This window comes from Geothrix alkalitolerans, from assembly GCF_022808885.1.
In the GTDB taxonomy this organism is placed as follows: domain Bacteria; phylum Acidobacteriota; class Holophagae; order Holophagales; family Holophagaceae; genus Geothrix; species Geothrix alkalitolerans.
The window spans coordinates 63,378-84,161 of sequence record NZ_JAKZLE010000005.1 but is presented as its reverse complement, the minus strand read 5'-3'; the positions used below and the strand labels follow the sequence as shown (position 1 = coordinate 84,161).

Sequence of the window (20,784 nt, the reverse complement as noted above, 5' to 3'; positions counted from 1 at the left end):
ACCATGAGCAAGCGCTTGATGAAGACCCTGGATGGGAACGAGGCCACCGCCTCGGTCGCCCATCGCCTCAGCGAAGTCATCGCCATCTACCCCATCACGCCCTCCTCCAACATGGGCGAGTGGGCCGACGAGTGGAGCTCCCAGGGCAAGACCAACGTCTGGAAGACCATCCCCTCGGTCATCGAGATGCAGTCCGAAGGCGGCGCCGCCGGGGCCGTGCACGGGGCCCTCCAGGCCGGCAGCCTCACGACGACCTTCACGGCGTCCCAGGGCCTGCTCCTGATGATCCCCAACATGTACAAGATCGCCGGCGAGCTGACGCCCTTCTGCATGCACGTCACCGCCCGCACGTTGGCCGCCCACGCCCTGAGCATCTTCGGCGACCACTCGGACGTGATGGCCTGCCGCCAGACCGGCTTCGCCATGCTCAGCTCCGAGAGCGTCCAGCAGGCCCATGATTTCGCCGCCATCTCGCACGCGGCCACGCTGCGCAGCCGGGTGCCCATCCTCCACTTCTTCGACGGTTTCCGCACCAGCCATGAGGTGGCCAAGATCGAGATCCTCAATGACGAGGACCTCCGCCACATGGTGCCCGACGAGCTGGTGGCCAACTTCCGCAAGATGGCCCTGACGCCCGATCACCCGATGATCCGCGGCACCGCCCAGAACCCCGACACCTTCTTCCAGGCCCGCGAGGCCTGCACGCCCTACTACGCGGCCTTCCCGGCCATCGTGCAGCAGGAGATGGACCGCTTCGCCGCCCTCACGGGCCGCCAGTACCGCCTCTATGACTACTTCGGCCACCCCGAGGCCGAGCGCGTGATTGTGACCATGGGCTCGAGCTGCGACGTCACCCATGAGTACGTCGAGTGGGCCATGAAGCAGGGCGAGAAGGTCGGCGTGCTGAAGGTCCGCCTCTTCAGGCCCTTCGCCATCCCCGAGTTCGTCCGGGCCCTGCCCGCCTCCGTCAAGAAGATCGCCGTCCTGGACCGCTGCAAGGAACCCGGCGCCCCCGCCGACCCCCTGCACCTGGATGTGATCGCCGCCCTGCGCGAAGGCCGCGAAGAGGGCCACACCAAACTCGACCCCATCGTCGTGGGCGGTCGCTACGGCCTGTCCTCCAAGGAGTTCACGCCGGCCATGGTCCAGGGCATCTTCGAGAACCTGGCCAAGGACGCGCCGAAGAACCACTTCACCGTCGGCATCATGGACGACATCAGCCACAGCTCGCTGACCTACGACGCCCACTTCGACGTGGAACCCGCAGACGTGACCCGCGCCCTGTTCTACGGCCTGGGCGCCGACGGCACGGTGGGCGCCAACAAGAACTCCATCAAGATCATCGCCGAGGAGACCCCCAACTTCGGCCAGGGCTACTTCGTCTACGACTCCAAGAAGTCCGGCGCCATCACCATCAGCCACCTGCGCTTCGGGCCCCGCCCCATCAAGAGCGCCTACCTGGTGACCAAGGCCAACTTCATCGCCTGCCACCAGACCAGCTTCCTCGACAAGTACGAAATGCTGGAGACCGCTGTCCCCGGCGCCACCTTCCTGCTCAACACCCCGAACAGCGCCGAGACGGTCTGGGACACCCTGCCCGTGGAAGTGCAGTCGGCCATCGTCGAGAAGAACCTCAAGCTCTATGTGATCGACGCCTACGAGGTGGCCAAGAACACCGGCATGGGCGTGCGCATCAACACCATCATGCAGACCTGCTTCTTCGCCATCTCCGGCGTGCTGCCCCGCGAGGAGGCCATCGAGCAGATCAAGAAGGCCATCAAGAAGACCTACGGCAAGAAGGGCGACGCCATCGTCCAGAAGAACTTCGTGGCCGTGGATGAGACCCTGGCCCACCTGCACCAGGTGACGGTGCCGGGCAAGGTCACCGCCACCCGCAAGCGCCCGCCCATGGTGGCCGACGAGGCCCCGGACTTCGTCAAGCGCGTCACCGCCGTGATGATGGAGGGCAAGGGCGACCTGCTGCCCGTCAGCGCCTTCCCCGTGGACGGCACCTGGCCCGTGGGCACCACCAAGTGGGAGAAGCGCAACATCGCCCTGGACATTCCCGAGTGGGACGCCTCCATTTGCATCCAGTGCAACAAGTGCGCCATGGCCTGTCCTCACGCCGCCATCCGCGCCAAGGTCTACGATCCGTCCGAGCTGGACGGCGCGCCGGCCACCTTCAAGGCCGTGGACTACAAGGGCCCCGAGTACAAGGGCCAGAAGTACACCATCCAGGTGGCCCCCGAGGACTGCACGGGCTGCACGCTCTGCGTGGAGGTCTGCCCCGCGAAGGACAAGAGCAACCCCAAGCACAAGGCCATCGACATGGTGCCCCAGGCCCCGCTGCGCGAGCCCGAGGCGGCGAACTTCCAGTTCTTCCTCGACCTGCCCGAGGCTGACCGCACCACGGTGAAGCTGGACGTGAAGGGCACGCAGTTCCTCGAGCCGCTCTTCGAGTTCAGCGGCGCCTGCTCCGGCTGCGGCGAGACGCCCTACATCAAGCTCCTCACCCAGCTCTTCGGCGACCGCACCCTCATCGCCAACGCCACGGGCTGCTCCAGCATCTACGGCGGCAACCTGCCCACCACGCCCTACACCGTCAACAAGGACGGCCGGGGTCCCGCCTGGGCCAACAGCCTCTTCGAGGACAACGCGGAGTTCGGCCTGGGCCTGCGCCTCTCGGTGGACAAGCACCAGGAGTTCGCCCTGGAGCTGATGCACCGCCTGGCCGCCCAGCTCGGCGACGAGCTCATCGCCGGCATCGCCACCGCCGACCAGAGCACCGAGGCCGGCATCAAGGCCCAGCGCGAGCGGGTGGAAGCCCTCAAGCAGAAGCTCGCGGGCCTCAAGGAGCCCGAGGCCAGGATGCTCCACGACCTGGCCGACTACCTGGTCAACAAGAGCGTCTGGATCGTGGGCGGCGACGGCTGGGCCTACGACATCGGCTACGGCGGCCTGGACCACGTCCTCGCCTCCGGCCGGAACGTGAATGTCCTGGTACTCGACACCGAGGTCTACTCCAACACGGGCGGCCAGGCCTCCAAGTCCACGCCCATGGGCGCCGGCGCCAAGTTCGCCATGGCCGGCAAGGCCATGCCCAAGAAGGACCTGGGCATGATCGCCATGACCTACGGCGGCATCTACGTGGCGAAGGTGGCCTTCGGCTCCCGCGACATGCAGACCGTGAAGGCCTTCCAGGAAGCCGAGTCCTACAACGGACCCAGCCTCATCCTGGCCTACAGCCACTGCATCGCCCACGGCTACGACCTGGCCCACGGCGCCGACCAGCAGAAGATGGCCGTGGATTCCGGGCACTGGCCGCTGTTCCGCTTCGACCCCCGCCGCATGGACAGGGGCGAGACTCCGCTCCAGATGGACTCCGGCGCGCCCAAGATCGAGCTCGGCCAGTACGTGCGCAACGAGACCCGCTACCGCATGATCGAGCAGCAGAATCCCGAGCACTTCAAGAAGCTGCTCGCCCAGGCCCAGCACGACACCACCAACCGCTTCTCGGTCTATGAACAGCTCGCGAAGCTCTCCATCAAAGGCAAGGAAAGCTGAAGGGGGAATCCATGAACCTCTCCACCACCTACCTCGGCCTCAAGCTGGCCCATCCGTTGATGGCGGGCGCCTCGCCCATGGTCGACGACATGGGCATGGTCAAGCGCCTCGAAGATGCCGGTGCCTCCGCCATCGTGATGCACTCGCTCTTCGAGGAGCAGATCACCCGCGAGGAAGAGGGCACCATCATGGACATGCAGCTCAGCTCGCACTCCAGCGCTGAGGCCCTGTCCTACTTCCCGCAGCCGGACGACTTCCGCCTTGGGCCCGAGAAGTACCTCGAGCAGATCCGCCGCATCAAGACGGCAGTCTCAGTCCCGGTCATCGCGTCCCTGAACGGCACCACCTCCGCGGGCTGGCTGCACTACAGCAAGCTCATGGAACAGGCCGGCGCCGACGCCCTGGAGCTGAACGTCTACTACCTGGCCACGGATCCCAAGGAGTCCGCCGCCGCGGTGGAGAAGCGCACCCTCGACGTGATCCGGGTCGTGAAGTCCCAGGTGAAGATCCCCGTCGCCGTGAAGCTCTCGCCCTTCTTCTCCTCCCTGGCCCACTTCGCCGGCGAGGTGGAGGCTGCGGGGGCCGACGGACTGGTGCTCTTCAACCGCTTCTTCCAGCCCGACATCAATGTGGAGGAGCTGACCGCGGAGCCGAACCTCCAGCTATCCAGCCCCGGGGAGCTGCTCCTGCGGCTTCGCTGGCTGGCCGTGCTGCGCAGCCATGTGAAGGGCAGCCTCGCGGTGACCGGCGGAGTGCACGATGGCATCGGCGCCCTCAAGGCCGTCATGGCGGGCGCGGACGCCGTGCAGATGGTCTCCGCCCTCCTCATCCACGGCCCCGAGCGCCTGGCCCAGTCGCGCGCCGCCCTGGACGAGTGGCTGGACGAACACGAGTACGAATCCCTGGCCCAGGCCCGCGGCAGCATGAGCCTCCAGAAGTGCCCCAGCGCCCAGGCCTTCACGCGCGCGAACTACATGCGGATTCTCAATGGATGGAAGGCCTAGTGCCTTCTTTTACCCACAAGGCCCCCGGAGCTCCGGGGGCCTTGGCCATTGTGAGAGAAATCACACTCTTTGGATGTGATTGACCTGAAGATCGTCTATCATTCTTGATCGAATCATCTTCCATTTCTGCGTAGGTGACCATGCTCCCACTGTCCCAGTCCTCCGGTTACGCAGTCCTGGCCATGAGCTGCCTCGAGGATCCCGGCGGCAAGCCCACGCTGGTGGTGGACGTGGCGGCCCGCACAGGCTTCCCCCGGCCCTACCTCTCCAAGATGATCCACAAGCTGGCGAAGGTGGGTCTGGTGCTGGCCAAGCGCGGCAACAAGGGCGGCGTGGTGCTGGCCCTGGCCGCCAAGGAGATCACCCTGGACCTCATCGCCGAGGCCGTGGACGGCTCCGAGTGGCGCAACCAGTGCCTGCTGGGCTTCAAGGAGTGCAGCGACGAGCGGGCCTGCCCCGCCCACACCTTCTGGAAGTCCGAGCGCGACCACATCCACCGCTGCCTGAAGGACATCTCCCTGGAGGAGATCCGCGCCTTCGAGCAGCAGAGCCGCACCTGGCGCCTGGCGGATGCGCTTCCCGAGAAGAAGCTCAAGCCCAAGCCCAGGAAGGCCGCCAAGCCGGCCGGGGCGAAGGCGCCGGCCCGGAAGCCCGCGGCCGCGAAGGCCACCGCGAAGAAGGCCTGATCCCCCGCCCCGAATCATCCGCTCCGGGTCTTCAGACCGGAGCGTGATTCCGTTCCGCCTCGGCCGTGGCCAGGAAGCCATGGTCGGCGCGGAAGCGTTCCACGCCTGGATCCTGATGGCGGGCCATGTCCGCCAGAGTGACGGAGCGCAGCCGCACCAGGATCTCCTGCAGGGTCTGCTTCCAGTACTCGTGGAGCACGCAGGGCGTCTCCTCCGTGCACCCGGCCAGGCCCATCAGGCAGCGCTTGCGCCAGGCCACGCCGTCGATGGCCTCGGAAAGGTCCTCCAGCGTGATCTCAGCCGAGGGCTTGGCCAGGACGACGCCGCCGTGATGGCCGCGACGGGCGGTCACCAGGCCCTTCTTGGCCAGCTTGTGGACCAGCTTCGAGAGGTAGGATCTCGGGATGCCGGTGTAGTCCGCCACGGATTCCACCAGGACCGGTTGCCCACCGGGCTCCTGGAGGCATCGCATGGCGCGCAGCGCGTAACCGGTGGTCTGTGACAAGGGGAGCACACGCACCTCCATGAAGAGGGTTGTATTGAGGCCTCATCAATGAGGATCCGTCGGTAATCTAACGAGTCAACCATCCTTGTGATCTTCGTCACCATCTGGATGGAGATTGTAAAAAAACACAGATCCGCCCCAGCTCCTTTCGTAAGAATTCGACCCGGATCCTTGGCGGATTCCGGGTCGAATGGGTGGTGGAAGGGACGGGAGACCCGTCCCTTCCAGGCTGTGGTGGCTGTCTAGTGCACCTTGGCGGGATCGAACGTGGCGCCGGCGCCGTGGCAGGTGCCGCAGGATTCCCCGGCCAGGTTGAGGCCGCTGCGGAGCACCAGGACCTGCCCGCCCTGCTGGTTCATGTGGGCCTTGGCGATGGTGCTGTCGTGGCAGCTGACACAGGCGGCCGTGAAGGGCGTGGTCACCAGGTCATTGGCGTTGTTGGTGGCCAGCGCGGCCTTGGCATCCGCCGTTGTGCGGTTGGTGCCGTTGAGGAACACGCCGTTGTCCGCTTCCTGGCGGGAGGCCAGGGCGTTGGCGGGCACGCCGCTGTAGCCGGTGGGGGTGTGGCAGGTCTGGCAATTGCTCAGGATGCCAGGGAAGCCGATGTTCGCCCCGTCGATGAGGTTGATCGCGGACGGCGTCCGATCGCGGGCGATCTTGATGGAGTCGTTGCGATCCTTCCCGGCGTGCAGGCCATGGATCATGTCCTTGAAGTTGTTGGTGACCTGCGGGAACGCCAGGGCGGCGTTCGGCAGGGTCTTGTCGAACTGCCAGGCGGTGAGGATGGCCTGGTCGGAAGTGGAGAACGCATAGGCGTTCAGCGCGGCGTCGGAGATGCCGCGGCCGCTGGTGGTCAGGCCGGGAACGTGGCACTGGACGCAGACCTGGACCTCGTAGACGCGGTTGCCGCCGTGGCCTTCGAACCACTCGTGGCACTTGGCGCACTTGGCGGAATCGATGACGGTGCGTCGGACCGTGTCGCCGGTCACGGGCTTGATGACCGAGATGGCGTGGCGGGCGACGTTGTCGCTGCTGTTCACGACCCCATCACCATTGCGATCGATGGTGAAGACCTGGGTGAAGTACCCCTGGAGGGAGACCGAGCGCATGGTCGCGCCGGCGGGGAAGGTCTTCGTGCCCACGAGGGTGGCGGTGTAGTAGCCGTCCGCATCGGGTCCGGCGAGGGTCCCGCGGGTAGCGGCGTAGTTGGGATCCAGCAGGTTGGCGATGGAGACGCTGATCGGCTGGAAGTTCGAGGAGCCGCTGCCCAGGTTGTTGTAGTCGGCCGGTGCCGTCACGCCATCCTGCGGCTGGGCATAGGCGAGCAGGAAGCTCGGGGAGCCGGAGAAGCCAGCGAGGGGGTTCGCCATGCCGGCGGCGGGGGCCAGGAAGGTGGCGGGGGTGCCGTCCACCTTGACGCGGAAGACCACCGTCGTGTCCGTGGCCGTGGCCGCGGCGGACTTGATCTCGTAGGTGACCACCTTCAGGTCCGACGCGATGGCCGGGTTGTTCGGCGTCACGTTGTTGGTCATGTGGTAGGTCGTGATCGCGTCCGTGGTGTGGCAGATGGTGCAGGCCTGGTCATCGGTCAGGGGAACGTTGGTCCCGGGCATGTGGTTGAGGCCGGTGGCGAAGTCCACCTGGTCGTGGCAGGAACCGCAGGCCAAGCGCGTGGGCTTGGAGCTCCAGTTGGCGGCCTGGGGCACGTCGGAGTGGCACTTCAGGCACATCCGCTGGCCGCCATCGAGGATGGAGTAGCCGATGTTGTTGTAGAGCACGTTCGCGTAGTTGTAGCCGGTCTTGGTCAGCTCCTTGCCCATGTGGATCTGGTGCACCATCGTGGGGAAGTCGCCAGCGGCCTTGCCGTTGATCTTGTAGGTGCTGCCGCTGTAGCCGGTAGCCGTGGTGGTGGCTTCAGCGCGGCCGAACTTGCGCTGGTCCGTGTGGCAGACCACGCAGTAGCGGGCTTCGACGCGGCCGCCACCATGGAAGGCCAGCTTGCCGTGGCACTCGTTGCAGCGGTTGATGGAGACGACGTCGCGGATGTCCGTGCCCGCGGCCACGGGGGCGCCGGTGGAGGGCACGAAGTCGTAGATCACGTTGATGGGGTTCTCCAGCGGGACGCCCGGAGTAAGCGTCACGCCATCAGGCGTGTTGCTGCCGGTGCCGGGGGCGTTACCCGAGAACTGCAGGGTGATGCGATGGACGAGCGTGGGCGCATAGGTCACGTCGCCCAGATCGGCCTTGACGCTGGGAGCGGTGTAGGTCGCCGCGTCCAGGGCAGCCTGCGTCTTGGTGATGTCACGGTAGAAGGTGTACTTGTAGGTGCCGTCGCCGTTGTCCACCAGCGTGCCGGTGTTGTCGGTGGTTGGCGTGGTGGGGCCGGCTGCGATCGCGGCGCCGGTAGAGGCCTTGATGACCGGCACGGAGGTCACGATGTAGCTGACCCACTTGCTGGGAGCCTTGGTGGTGGCATCCTCGGGCACCAGCTTCGCGACGGCGAAGGCCAGGTTGGGATAGCCGGTCAGCGTGGCGAGGTTCCCACTCCGATCGGGGACGGTGCTCTTCGACGTGACGGCGCCGAGGCCCACGATGGGCGTGCCGGCGGCGTCCGTGAGCTTGAAGTTCACCACCGGAGCGGCGCCCATGGTGACACCGGTGATCTGCCCCACCGGCTTGAGGGCCGACCACTGCTCAGCCGTCAGCTTGCCGAGGTCGACGAGGGGCACGGCATTGGTGCCGTTGGTGCCGTTGGTGCCATTGACACCGTTGGTGCCGTTGACGCCGTTGGCGCCGGCGGGGCCGGTCTTGCCGTCGCAGGCGATCAGCGTCAGAAGCGCCGCCGCCGTCACGAGGGCTCCGCAGAGCTGTTTCAGAGGTCTCTGTTGCATGCTACATGCTCCTTTCAGGGAGTCGAGCTGCGTTGTGGGGTAGGGGTTGGAAAGGGATTCCGTCGTATCAGCGCAGTCGTCACCTCCTGCGAGCACGAGCACTGGAGAACGCCTGCCGGGAAAAGGGGCGCCTTGCACGGGCAATGGCCTGTGACATGGACACCACACACCTCCCGGTAGGAATGTTCCGTCAGGGATTCGTCAATGATGATCTGACGGTAATTTAATGAGTCAATCACCCTTGTGACTCGAGTCACCGCCTGATTCATGTTTGGAAAATTAAATCGAATACACCAAAGCCCTAGATCTCTTCCTATGTAGCAATAAGATGCATAATGGACCTCCATGGCGGCAGATTCCCCAACCTTCCGCTGAGACTCAAGCTCGTGCTTTTTCGATCGACCACCCAAAAAACCGGGACCCGAAGCCTATAGGCGCCGGGTCCCGGAAGGGTAGAGCGGCGGACCAGGGCCGAGGCCCTGGCCCTCATGTCACTTGAACGTCATGTGGACAGCCTTGATGTCGGCCGTGCGGCCGGGGCCGTGGCACACCATGCACTGCTCAACCTTGAGGAGCGCGGTGGCCCTGGGCTCGTAGAAGGCACCGCCATTGCCCTGGAAGTGGGCGATGGACGAGGCCGAGTCGTGGCAACTGGAGCAGGCCGCGGTGAGCGGCGAGCTCACCAGGGTGGTGCCGGCCGCATCCGTCGTCACCGCGCCCGTGTTGCTCGCGTTGACATTGAACGCGTAGCCGGAGCCGTAGGTGGTGGCTGCAGTCACGAAGGGCGAGTAGTAGGTTCCCGGAAGGACGTCGGTGCCGTCACCCTTGACGTAGTTGATCGTCGCGGGCGTGGTGCCGGTGGCCACGGTGGTCCAGAGCAGGTTCGGAAGCGCGGCCGCGTTGGTGCTGTTGCTGAAGTCGTACGAGCCGGCCACATGACAGGCTTCGCAGTTGTTCAGGATGGCCGGATAGGTGACTTCCCAGTAGTAGTCGCCCGCGGAGACTTCCCACGAGAACTTGTTGACCCGCTTGTCGGCGGCGTGGATGGCATGGACGGCATCCTTGATGTTGACGCCCCAGCCGCTGTTCACGCGGTTCACGTTGTGGCAGAAGGTGCAGGTCGGGGCGTCATTGCGCTCCCCGGCGTGATAGACCTTCTCTGTGAAGACGCCCAGGTAGGCGTGGCAGTCATTGCACTTCTGGTTGGATACGATGGCCCGACGGGCCTTCTGGCCCGCGAATCCCGTGGGCAAGGTCCCACTGACGAGCTTGGTGACGTTGGGCGCGGGAACGCTGAGTCCGCCCTTAGTCGTGGCCGAATCATAGGGGTAGGCCGGGAGATCGATCTGGGTCAGCGGCTGCGAGCCGTAGCTGTAGACGTAGCCGATGCCGCCGGTGATCTGGGTGGCGCTCGCGGGGATCGTCACGCCGGTGAGGGTGACGGTGTAGTACCCGTCCGCGTCCGGTCCCGCCATTGTGCCGGCGCTGGAGGAGCCGCTGGCATTGGTGGTCTGGGTGCCGTTCCAGATCTTCCTTAGGTAGGCGCTTGTCGTGGCGTTCCAATCGGCTGGAGCCGCGATCCCGTCCTGGGGAAGCCCGTAGGCCAGGTAGAGGCTGGGGCTGCCGACATAGCCGTCCATGAGCTCCGTGGGCCCGCCAGCGGTATAGGTGTTGAACACCACGGGCGCGCCATCCTTGAGGAAGCGGAACAGGAAGACGGGCTGGGAACTGCCGTTAAGCGTGACGCTCTTCAGGTCGTAGGTGATCTGGTGGGCGCCAGCGGGGAGGATGTTCTTGTAGGCCGCGACGTAGGAGCCGTTGGTGTGGGTTCCGGCTCCCCAGACGCTGTTGGGTGCCACGAGCGGGGTGTGGATCACCTGCATCTGGGACGCGCCGTGGCAGCTGCTGCAGTCCTTGTCGGTGGCCTGTGCGCCGCCGTTGTGGTTGACGCCGCTGCTCCAGATGATCGCGTCATGGCATCCTCCGCAGGCCAGCCGGCTGGGGACGCTCATCCAATTGTCGCCCTGGGGCGCGACGGCGGACTGGGTGTGGCACTTGGTGCAATTCCGCAGATCCTGGGGGTAGGTGACCTCGTTGTAGGGCAGGAACTGGTTGTAGCCCTGGTAGTAGAGGAGATCGCCCGTGTGGATGTGGTGGATCATGTTGGGGAAATTGGCCAGGGCCATGTCCTGCAGGCGTTGGGTGCTGCCATAGGTTCCGGCCGGAACCAGCGTGTTGCCGGAGGCGGGCAGCGATTCGCCGCTGCCGTACTTCAGCTGCTCGGTGTGGCACACCACGCAGAGCCGCGTGTCCTGGATGGCGGGGAAGAAGTTGGCGTGCATGGACAGCTTGGTGTGGCACGTGTTGCAGGAATCCGTATCGACAATCAGCCGTTCCGTGCTCGCGGCCGTCACGGGCTGGCCCGTGGCCGGGATGAAGTCGTAGGCCACATTGGCTGAGGTGAGCACCTGGGTGGTGGTGCCGGGCTTGCTTCCGCCCACCGCGATCAGCAGCCGGTGCGTGAGGGATGGATCGTAGGTCAGGTCGTCCAGGTCGGACTTCAGGTGCGAGGCGTCGTAGGTGGCGCCGTCCACATAGGCCTTCGCCTTGCTGATATCCAGGGCGAAGGTGTACGTGTAGGTCCCATCCTGGTTGTCAGTCAAGGTGCCCGTGTTCTCGGTCTCTGCCCAGCCAGTGGCGGCGGTCCCGCCCGCCACGGGCGTCTGCACCACCATGTAGCTCACCCAGCGGCTGGGGTTCTTCAGGGTAGTGTCACCGGGAACCAGCTTCGCGAGGGCGAAGCCGAAGTTGGCGTAGGCACCGTTCGCGTTCTTCACGGCCAGGCCCGACACCAGGTTGCCCACGCCGTCCGTGACCTTGAAAGTGACCACCGGAGCGCCGCCCATGGTGACACTGGTGACGGAGCTCTGGAGCGTGAGCTTGGCCCACTCGGCCTCGGTCATCTGGGAGGCGTTGACGGTGGGAACGGCATTGGTTCCGTTGGTGCCGTTGGTTCCGTTCGTTCCGTTCGTTCCGTTGACGCCATTGGCGCCCGCGGGGCCGGTCTTGCCGTCGCAGGCGACCAGCGCCAACAGCAGGGCGCCGCCGGCGATGACGCCGAAGAGCTGTTTCAGGGGCCGGTGTGGCATGGGTCCTCCTCCTTGAGGAAATCGGGGTGCTGGGGCAGGGGCAGGAAACGCGCTTCCATGGCAATTCCCGGCACGGCCCCATCGCCCACCACGAAGGGTCGGGGGGGTCGCGAGCGATGGCCGAAGGTTTGCGGCATGGGTGCGCACGTCTCCTGAACGGCAACTCCATCAGGATTTCGCCAATGAGGATCCTACGGTAATTTATGCAGTCAACCAGCCTTGTGACATTTGTCACGAGTCTCATGACACAAAAGCCAGACTGGAAAGATTCGGCATGAAAAAACCCCCCGGCGGATCTCACCGGGGGGCTGGACCGCGTAGGGAGGATCTAGCGCTTCTGGGGCTTCGCGCCCGCCTGCCGGGCCACGATGCGCTTCCGGATGGTCAGGTAGAGTTCCTGTGGCAGGACGTTCTTCGTCACCAGGAAGGCCTTCGAGAGGTAGGGACGTCCCGCGATGATCTTGTCCGCATAGGCGTCGGTGATGCCGGGGAGGGTCTTCAGCTGCTCCTTCGTGGCGCTATTGACGTCAACGGCCTTGGCCTCCGCCTCAGCCTTCTCCTTCGCCCGGACCCGGGCCTTCTTGGCGGTCTCCTTCGCCTTGGCCGACCGGGCGTCCTTGGCGGCCCTGGACTCGGCCTTCCGGGGGGCGGAGGCTTCCTCCTGGGCCCGGGCCGGCAGGGCCGGGGCCAGCAGGGTCAGGAAGGCAAGGGTCGTCTTCAGCAGCGTGTTCTTCATGGGTTCCTCGAGCGCCGGAGGCCGATTGTCCGGCCTGCCGGGCGGCAATGTCAATCAAACGAATCGTAGGGGACTGGAATCGAAAAGAGGACCCGGAGCTGGAAGGCAACCGGGTCCTCGATCGTGCAGCTCAGGTCGCCAGGGCGCGAAACCGCGCCCTGGCGTGGGACATCACTTGAAGGTCATGTGGACGGCCTTGATGTCGGCCGTGCGGCCGGAGCCGTGGCAGACCATGCACTGCTCGACCTTCAGCAGGGCGGTGGCGCGGGTGTCATAGAAGGAGCCACCGTTGCCCTTGAAGTGGGCGACTGCCGCGGAGGAATCGTGGCAGGAGGCGCAAGCCGCGGTGATCGGGGAGATCACGAGGTTGGTGCCGGCGACGTCCTGGGTCAGCGTGCCGGTGGCGGCGCTGTAGCTCGGGCCTGTGCCGTAGTTGGTCGCAGTGGTGCCATCCACGTAGGGCGAGATGGAGAAGTAGCCCGTGGGGTTGGTGGCGGGATCCGTGTTGTAGGTGCCCTTGGCGACGGTGCTGAAGAGCATGTTCGGGATGGCCGCAGCGTTGGCGCTGTTGCTGAAGTCATAGGAGCCCGGAACGTGGCAGGCTTCGCAGTTGTTGAGGATCGCCGGGTAGGTCACGTTGGCGAAGGTGTCCGTCGGGGACGGGGCGTGCCAGTTGAAGGCCACGCTGCGCTTGCTGGCGCCGTGGATGCCGTGCAGGAAGGTGCTGGCGTTGGCACTCCAGGCGCTGCTGGTCTGGTTGGGGTTGTGGCAGAAGTGGCAGGACTCGGCGTTGTTGCGCTCGCCCGCGTGGTAGGCGGAGGCGGTGAAGACGCCCAGGGTCTTGTGGCAATCGTTGCACTTCGCGCTGTCCACGATGTTGCGGCGGGCAGAGAAGCCGGTGACCGTCATGAACTTGTTGGGCGCGGGCACGCTGAAGCCGCCCAGCATGGTGACGGGATCGTAGGCGAAGCTGGTGGTGCCCAGGTTCGGCACGTTGGTCTGGGTCAGGGGCTGGCTGTTCTTGTTGTAGGTGTAGCCGAGGCCGCCGCGCAGCATCACCGCGTTGGCGGGGATCGCCACGCCGGTCATGGTCAGCGTGTAGTAGCCGCTGGCGTCGGGGCCGGTCAGGGTGCCGACGCCGGTGCCGGTGGCGGTCCCGTTCCAGACCTTCTTGATGTAGGCGGAAGCGGTGGCGTTCACGTCAGCCGGGGCGGTGATGCCGTCCTGCGGAACCGCGAAGGCCAGGTAGACGCTGGGGCTGCCCACGAAGTTGTCCATCATCTCCGTGACCGTGCCGGCCGCGTAGGTGTTGAAGACCACGTCCGAGGTCGTGCCGTTGAGGGTCTGCTTGAACTTGAAGGTGAACACCGGGTGCCGGGTGGCGTCCAGCGTGACGCTCTTCAGGTCGTAGTCGATCTTGATGGCGCCCGGAGGCAGGTTGTTGCGGTCGCCGGCCAGGTAGGAGCCGTTGACGTAGCCGCCGGTGGCGAAGGCCGGGTTCAGGGGCGACACGGGAATGTGGTTCAGCTTGATGCCCGCGGAGCCGTGGCAGCCGGAGCACTGCAGGTCGCTGGTCTGGGCGCCGCCGCCGTGGTTGGCGCCGGAGTTCCAGTCGATGGCGTCGTGGCAGGCGCCACAGGCCATGCGGCTGGGGTTGGTGTTCCACGCATCACCCTGGGGGGTGGCGGCGATGGACGCGGTGTGGCAGGTGGAGCAGTTCCGCAGGTCCTGCGGGTAGGTGGTCTCGTTGAAGCGGACACCGGCGTAGTAGTAGCCCGTCTTGGAGAGTTCCTCGCCCATGTGCAGGCGGTGGATGAAGGCGGGGAAGTCGCCCACAGCCAGGCCGCCGATCTTGCGCTGGCCAATGATGCTCCCGTTGGCATCCTTGGTGGTGTCGTCGTAGCCGGTGGCGGTGGTGGCGGCTTCGGGGTTGCCGTACTTGCGCTGGTCGGTGTGGCAGACCACGCAGTACTCGGCCTTGATGCGGGTGCTGCCGTGGAACCCGTTGAACTTGGTGTGACACTTGTTGCAGGACGAGGTGTCCACGATGTTGCGCTGCACGTCCGTGGCCGCGGGGGCGGCGCCGGTGGCAGGCACGAAATCGGAGATGATGTTGGCGGGGGTCAGGACGGGCACGCCGGTGACGCCGCTGTTGACGCCGGTGGGCGTGTTGGTGCTGGTGCCGCGGGCATTGCCGCCGATCTGGATGGTGACGCGATGCACCAGGTTCGGCTCGTAGCTCACGTTGCCCAGGTCATCACGAACCTGGTTCTTCGTGGCGTCGAAGGTGTAGTTGTCCAGGAAGGCCTGGGTAGCGGTGATGTCCCGGTAGAACGTGTAGGTGTAGGAACCATCCCCGTGGTCCACCAAGGTGCCGGTGTTGTCGGTGGAGGGCCTGCCGGGGGCCGCAGCGGTGGTGGTGGTGGGCATCGTGGTGACGATGTAGTTCACCCACTTGCTGGGGCTTCCGCTGGTGCCGGGCACCAGCTTGGCGATGCTGAACCCGAAGTTCGGGTAACTGGCGGCCAAGGCAGTGGAGGCCTTGCTGGTGAAGCCCAGGCCGCTGACGGGCGTGCCCTTGCCGTCGACGACGGTGAAGTTCACGACGGGCTTGGTGCCCATGGTCACGCTGGTGATGTTGCCATCCAGGGTGAGCTGGCCCCACTCGGCCGTGGTGAGCTGGGCGGCATTGACGGTGATGACAGCGTTGGTGCCGTTGGTGCCATTGGTGCCGTTGGTGCCGTTGGTGCCGTTGGTGCCATTGGCGCCGGCGGGGCCGGACTTGCCGTTACAGCCGATCACCATCAGGGCGACGGCCGCCGCGGCGATGGCGCCGCAGAGCTGTTTCAGAGGTCGGTGTTGCATGCTGCATTCTCCTTAGAGGGAGTTGGACTTCGGTTGAGAGAGCAGGGGGAGGAGGGTCGAAGGAGATGGCTGGATAGGCACCTCCTTACTGGAAGCTCGTGCCATGGCACAGGGTGTTGTTGAAGCAGCCGGGCGCGGTGCCGGCGGGCGCCGGGGTCACGGGCTTCAGCGAGGAGTTGGCGCCGTTGGCATGGCACTGGGCGCACGCCGGGGCATTCCCGCTGTTCGTGTTGACATGGCTGGGCGAAACAAACGTGGGACCGCGCCAGGGCGCATCGGGGTGCGGTGCCTTGGTGTGGCAGGACTTGCAGGAGACGGCGAGGCCATCGGTGTAGTTGGGGCCGTGGCACTTCGTGCAGTAGGCGAAGCCGGCACCATTGACCACCGCCCCGCCGGCCAGCTGGGTCACGGCCGGAACGGCCTGGGCCCCGAGGCGGCCGTGCTGGCTGGGGTCGGCCCATCCGGCGGGATGATCCACACTGGTGTGGCAGCTGAAGCAGCTCACCTTGGAGATGCCGCCGGCCTGGGCGGGATCGGAGGTGGATCCGTGGCAGCTTCGGCACTGGTCCGGGGCCTTCACATATTCCGCGTAGTGGACCTGGATCCAGTTTGCGGGGTGCTGCCCAGTGGTGGGATTGAACGGGGCGGCCTTGCTCGCGGTCCCGGCGCAGCCCCAGGCGAGGAGCGCGAGGGCCAGCGCGAAGCAGCTTCCGGCCATCAGTTTCATTCGGCTCATGGTGTTCCCCTTGGACGCGATGCGGATCTCTACCGGTGGCAGGCTGCGCACTTGTCGTTGTTGGCTCGGCCGTGGCAGGCGTAGCAGCTCGACGGATCCATCTTTCCTTCGATGCGGTGCTGGGTCATGAAGTCGCCCCGGTGCGGCGACTGCAGGTCAGGCCGGTCGCTGAAGCGGGTGGCCGGCTTCATGGGAACCTTGCCGCCGTGGCAGTCCGTGCAGAAGGACTGGGCATGGCAGGCGGCGCAGGTGTTGGAATCCTGGTTGGCCTGGAAGCGGTGGTCCTTCACGAAGGTGGGCGTGTGGTCGAAGGCGGCGAAGGGCTTCTGCGCGCCCTTGGCCACATCGCTGCTGTGGCATTCAGAGCAGATGGGACGGCCCGCGCCCAGTTCCTGGGGGTGGGTCGCCGCGAAGCTCGCCTCGGGCGAGATGAGGCTGCATGCCATCAGGACGCCGAGTCCCAGGGCGATGCCGATGATCTGGAATACGGTCTTCCGGGCCATTAGCGGCCTCCCTTCTTGGCAAAGCCGAACCGGTACTCGGCCCGCAGCAGGCCGCGGGTCTCGTGCTTGGCGACGGCGGTGCTTCCGTAGCTGACATCGCCGGACACCTTCACGTTCGAGGTGGCCTGGTACCCGAGCGAGCCCACCACCTCATACAGGTTCCGGATTCCGACGAGGTAGGGATTGTCCTTCTCATAGCGCTGGAGGATGCCGTCCAGGCTGGCGGAGAGCTTGCCCCGGTTGACCATGCCCCAGATGCGGGCCTCCTTGTGGCTCAGGCTCCGATAGGGGGTGGCCGGATCCACGAACCTGGTGTTGGCGGCGTTCACCCAGTGGGCGCCGATGCCGCCGAGGAAGGTCCGCTCGCTGGTGGACCACCGGAACTCGCCGCCGGCGCGGTTCACGTCGCCGAAGGTCTCGCGGTGCATGTGGCGGTAGTCGGCCACCAGCTGGACGCCCGTGGGCGCGTTCCAGGTGATGCTGCCCCCGAAGCCGCGGAACAGGTCGTTCTCGTCCTGGCGGAAAAGGGAGGGCAGGTTCGTCCCGGCGAAGTAGTTGACGAAATCCCGCTCGGCATAATTGCCGGTCACGGTGACCTGGCTGCCCAGCTTTACGGTGGCGGTGTAGTCGTGCTCGGCGAGGTTGGTCCTCTCATTGGCGACGTTGAACACCGTCCGCCCGCGGAAGTCCAGGAGGGAGCCGGCGCCGAAGTGGACATCAGCGCCCAGCATCTTGCGGGTGTAATCGGTCGGGGACGGGATGTCGAGATCCTTGGCGGCCTTCGATCCATCCTGGAGGTAGGAGACGCCGACCTCGGCGGCCTGGGCGATGCGCCAGCCGAGGCGGGTGCCGAAGATGAAGTCCCGCTGGTACTCGTAGTCGGACTGGTTCCTCGGATCCACCGTCTTGTAGTAGACGGGCTTCCCGCCAAAGGCCGACACGGTGAAGCCGCCCCGCAGGTCGGTCCGGACGCTGACGCCGTCCACCTGCTCGAAGCCGGTGGCCTGGTTGGTGGTGAAGCGTCCGGCCTTGATCTCGGCGTTGGCCTGGTCGAAGCGGTACTGGAGGTAGCCATAGTTCAGGTAGCCGCCGGACTTCGAACCGTCGAAGTTGCTGGCGTCTCTGAGATCCGTCCGGCCCCAGCCGAAGAGGTGCAGGGACAGGTTGTCCATGCCCAGCTTGGTGGCATCAATGCCCAGATACTGGGTGGCCGGAGTGAAGGTGGCCTTGTCAAAGCCCGGCGTCTCCTGCTTCCACATCTGGGCCATGGTGGTGCCATAGAGGCTCACCTCCTGGCCCCAGGCCGTGGCAGACATCAGGGTGGCAAGCAGGACCACTTGGGTTCGTGGCTTCATGATTCGCCTCATGCGGTGGCGTGAATGGACCGGGGTGGAATGGCAGAAGAAACAGGGGCGGAATCTTTGGAAAAGCCGGCCAGTGCAAGCTGAGACGCGGATGAAAGCAGATCCTGGCGTCAGAAACAAAACTATAGTCCCCACTCTGGCTACCTCAAGGGTGAAAATGCTCAATTCGTTCATGAACGTATGGTTAATTAAGACATTTGAAGGCATCCACCTATTTTTATTAAAGCAATTAAAATCACCTGTTTGAATCAATGACGATGTCCCGGAATAGACCTTTCGAGGGATTTCGGTTCCAACAGATTTACCCTCATCAGACAAAGTTGTGACCTTTGCCACTGGGGGAAGGTTCCCGCCTTCGAGGCCTGATTCCTGGCATGGGAACCCCCGGTTCACGCAAAACGGGGCCAAGTGTTCGCTGCCGGACATCCGGTCTGCTTCCTCTGGTCGGACCACGCCCCCTGTGACCCCGGGCACTGGCGCGACTCTGCATACTTCCGGCTTGGAAAAGGTTGGAGGTTTTCAATGACACAGAGCACCCTCGCGCTGGGAGTGGAGGCGGTGGGATGCGCCGCCTTCGATGCCGGCATCAAGGGCGCGTTCGGTTACCCGGGCACGCCATCCACAGAGGGGTTCGAGGCCGTCGAGCTGCTCATCCACGGCGCCCGGGACGGCCGGGTGGCCCAGTGGGCGGCCAATGAGAAGGTGGCCTACGACCTGGCCCTGGGCCTGAGCTACACCGGGCACCGCGCCCTGGTGACCATGAAGCATGTGGGCCTGAACGTGGCCATGGACGCTTTCGCCAACTCGGCCCTCACGGGCGTCCGAGGCGGCCTGGTCCTCCTGGTGGCAGACGACCCGGGCATGCACAGCAGCCAGAACGAGCAGGACAGCCGCCGCCTGGCCGAATTCGCATGGCTGCCCTGCCTCGAGCCTTCCACCGTCCAGGAATGTTACGACTTCACGTTCCGGGCCTTCGAGCTGTCCGAGGCTCTCCAGGTGCCCGTGATGCTCCGCATCGTCACGCGCCTGGCCCACTGCCGTGCCGCCCTGGCCCGCCGGGCCACCCAGCCGCCCGCCACCCTCGGCCTGGCGCCCGAATCCACCATCCAGGACTGGGTGCTCATCCCCTCCAACGCCCGCCGCCGCTATGTGGACCTGCTGGACAAGCAGCCCCGCCTCATGGCCGAGACCACTCCCCTCAACCGCCTCGTTCCCGGCACCGTCCGTCGTGGCGTGGCCCTGGCCGGCATGGGACGGGCCTACTTCGGGCAGCTGCTGCACGAGAACCCCGAGCTCTCCGCCCTGCCCCGCCTGGAAGTCGCCGCCTATCCCGTGGACCCTGCGCTGGAGCAGGCCTTCCTCGGCCAGGTGGATGAAGTGCTGGTCTTCGAGGAGGACTACCCGGTACTGGAAGAGCGCCTCGGCCTCCGCGGCACGGCTATTGTCCGGGGCCGGCTGGACGGCGCCCTGCCCCGGACCGGGGAGCTTTCTCCCCGTCTCTTGAAGAAGGCCCTGGATCTGGAGCCCCCCGCGGGGAAAGCGGCCATTGACCTGGAACTGCCCGTCCGAGCCCCCCGCTTCTGCGACGGGTGCGGCCACGTCGACGCCTACGGGGCCGTGCAGCAGGCGCTGGCCAACGTGGGCGCTGGGGATGCCCGCGTGTTCGGGGACATCGGCTGCTATACCCTGGCCGCCCAGGAGCCCATGGCTGCCATCCATGCAGTGGTGGAGATGGGAGCCAGCATCAGCATGGCCGTGGGCGCGGCCCTGGCGGGCCAGACCCCGGCGGTGGCGGTCATCGGCGACTCCACCTTCGGCCACAGCGGCCTGCCGGCCCTGCTCACGGCGGCGGACGCGGGCGTGAACGTCACGGTGGTCATCCTCGACAACCGCGTGGTGGGCATGACGGGCCAGCAGCCCAGCCAGGCCCTCGACCAGGTGGAACGCATGGTGCGCGGCATGGGCATCGCCGAGGACCAGCTCCAGGTGCTGCTGCCCGTGCCCAAGCAGCACGAGGCCAACGTGGCCGCCATGGAGGCGGCCCTGCGACATCCCGGCCCTTCGGTGGTGGTGTTCCGTCGCGAGTGCATCCAGTCCATCCGCCGGGGCGTGCTGAAGGAGCACGACCGGGAGGAGAAGGCCCGGCAGGAAACCGCCTGCTGCGGCACGGAGGTGCGTCCATGAGCGAGTCCCGCATCCACGGCATCGTCCTCTCCGGCGTCGGCGGCCAGGGGGTGCTCTCCCTCGCGCAGATCCTGCTGGAGGCCCTGCGCCGCAGCGGCCTCCACGCCCTGCAATCCGAGATCCACGGCATGAGTCAGCGGGGCGGCAGCGTCCACGCCCAGGTCTGCTACTCGAAGGTGCCCCTCACCTCGCCCATCCTCGACGAGGGCGGCGCGGACCTGCTCATCGCCCTGGAACCCCTGGAGGCCCTGCGCTACGTGTCCATGGTGCGCATGGACGGGCACCTGGTCGTCTCGGAGGAGCCCCAGATGGACATGGCGGGCTACCCGCCCCTGGACGACGTCTATGCGGCTCTCAAGGCCGTGCGCGGCGCCCACCTCATCGACACCGAGGACCTGGCCCGGCGCCTCAACCACCGCCAGGCCGGAGGCATGGCCCTGCTGGGCATGGCCTCCCGCTTCCTGCCCATTGAGGACGACACCTGGCGCGAAGTCATCGCCCAGCGCTTCGAGACCAAGGGCGCCCGCGTCACCGAGAAGAACTTCGAGGCCTTCGAGGCCGGACGCGGCCTGATCCACGACCCCGTAGGAGCCTGAC

The 20,784-nt window shown here is 65.9% G+C and carries 13 protein-coding genes; 5 read left to right on the top strand and 8 right to left on the bottom strand.

Translation table 11 applies throughout. The features are described 5' to 3' along the window. The first annotated feature begins 3 nt into the window (after positions 1-3). The 3 genes from nifJ (at position 4) to MLJ35_RS10945 (ending at position 5,254) form a co-directional block, all read left to right on the top strand. A complete protein-coding gene (gene nifJ, locus MLJ35_RS10955) occupies positions 4-3,564 on the top strand; it encodes a pyruvate:ferredoxin (flavodoxin) oxidoreductase (protein ID WP_243384377.1) in 3,561 nt (1,186 codons plus the stop codon). 11 nt (positions 3,565-3,575) lie between these two features. Next, positions 3,576-4,568 (top strand): dihydroorotate dehydrogenase-like protein, encoded by a 993-nt coding sequence (locus MLJ35_RS10950; RefSeq protein ID WP_243384376.1) that lies wholly within the window; start codon positions 3,576-3,578, stop codon positions 4,566-4,568. A 140-nt stretch (positions 4,569-4,708) separates the two neighbouring features. Further along, positions 4,709-5,254: an RrF2 family transcriptional regulator gene (locus MLJ35_RS10945; protein WP_243323611.1), complete on the top strand. Its 546-nt coding sequence runs from the start codon at positions 4,709-4,711 to the stop codon at positions 5,252-5,254. 31 nt (positions 5,255-5,285) lie between these two features. On the opposite strand, the gene MLJ35_RS10940 is transcribed toward MLJ35_RS10945, so the two are convergent. The 8 genes from MLJ35_RS10940 to MLJ35_RS10905 form a co-directional block, all read right to left on the bottom strand. Further along, positions 5,286-5,759, bottom strand: coding sequence for an RrF2 family transcriptional regulator (locus tag MLJ35_RS10940; RefSeq protein WP_243384375.1), 474 nt, complete (start codon positions 5,757-5,759; stop codon positions 5,286-5,288). A gap of 242 nt (positions 5,760-6,001) precedes the next feature. After that, positions 6,002-8,650 carry an OmcA/MtrC family decaheme c-type cytochrome gene (locus MLJ35_RS10935; RefSeq protein ID WP_243384374.1) on the bottom strand — a complete coding sequence of 883 codons (2,649 nt, stop codon included), beginning with the start codon at positions 8,648-8,650 and terminating at the stop codon, positions 6,002-6,004. Positions 8,651-9,141: 491 nt separating this feature from the next. Then, on the bottom strand, positions 9,142-11,799 hold the full coding sequence (locus MLJ35_RS10930; protein ID WP_243384373.1) for an OmcA/MtrC family decaheme c-type cytochrome: 2,658 nt from the start codon (positions 11,797-11,799) through the stop codon (positions 9,142-9,144). Positions 11,800-12,127: 328 nt separating this feature from the next. Further along, a complete protein-coding gene (locus tag MLJ35_RS10925) occupies positions 12,128-12,535 on the bottom strand; it encodes a ComEA family DNA-binding protein (RefSeq protein ID WP_243384372.1) in 408 nt (135 codons plus the stop codon). Between the two features lie 171 nt (positions 12,536-12,706). Then, the gene (locus MLJ35_RS10920; protein ID WP_243384371.1) at positions 12,707-15,400 is read right to left on the bottom strand and encodes an OmcA/MtrC family decaheme c-type cytochrome; all 2,694 of its coding nucleotides are present in this window, start codon (positions 15,398-15,400) and stop codon (positions 12,707-12,709) included. An 85-nt stretch (positions 15,401-15,485) separates the two neighbouring features. Then, on the bottom strand, positions 15,486-16,136 hold the full coding sequence (locus MLJ35_RS10915; protein WP_243384370.1) for a hypothetical protein: 651 nt from the start codon (positions 16,134-16,136) through the stop codon (positions 15,486-15,488). 29 nt (positions 16,137-16,165) lie between these two features. Next, on the bottom strand, positions 16,166-16,639 hold the full coding sequence (locus MLJ35_RS10910; RefSeq protein WP_243384369.1) for a hypothetical protein: 474 nt from the start codon (positions 16,637-16,639) through the stop codon (positions 16,166-16,168). After that, positions 16,639-17,994 (bottom strand): hypothetical protein, encoded by a 1,356-nt coding sequence (locus MLJ35_RS10905; RefSeq protein WP_243384368.1) that lies wholly within the window; start codon positions 17,992-17,994, stop codon positions 16,639-16,641. The genes MLJ35_RS10910 and MLJ35_RS10905 overlap by 1 nt, the downstream gene beginning before the upstream one ends. A gap of 531 nt (positions 17,995-18,525) precedes the next feature. Here MLJ35_RS10905 and MLJ35_RS10900 point away from each other — a divergent pair. Continuing rightward, a complete protein-coding gene (locus MLJ35_RS10900) occupies positions 18,526-20,187 on the top strand; it encodes a thiamine pyrophosphate-dependent enzyme (RefSeq protein WP_243384367.1) in 1,662 nt (553 codons plus the stop codon). Next, a complete protein-coding gene (locus MLJ35_RS10895; RefSeq protein ID WP_243384366.1) occupies positions 20,184-20,783 on the top strand; it encodes an indolepyruvate oxidoreductase subunit beta in 600 nt (199 codons plus the stop codon). The genes MLJ35_RS10900 and MLJ35_RS10895 overlap by 4 nt, the downstream gene beginning before the upstream one ends. The last annotated feature ends 1 nt before the right edge of the window (position 20,784 follow it).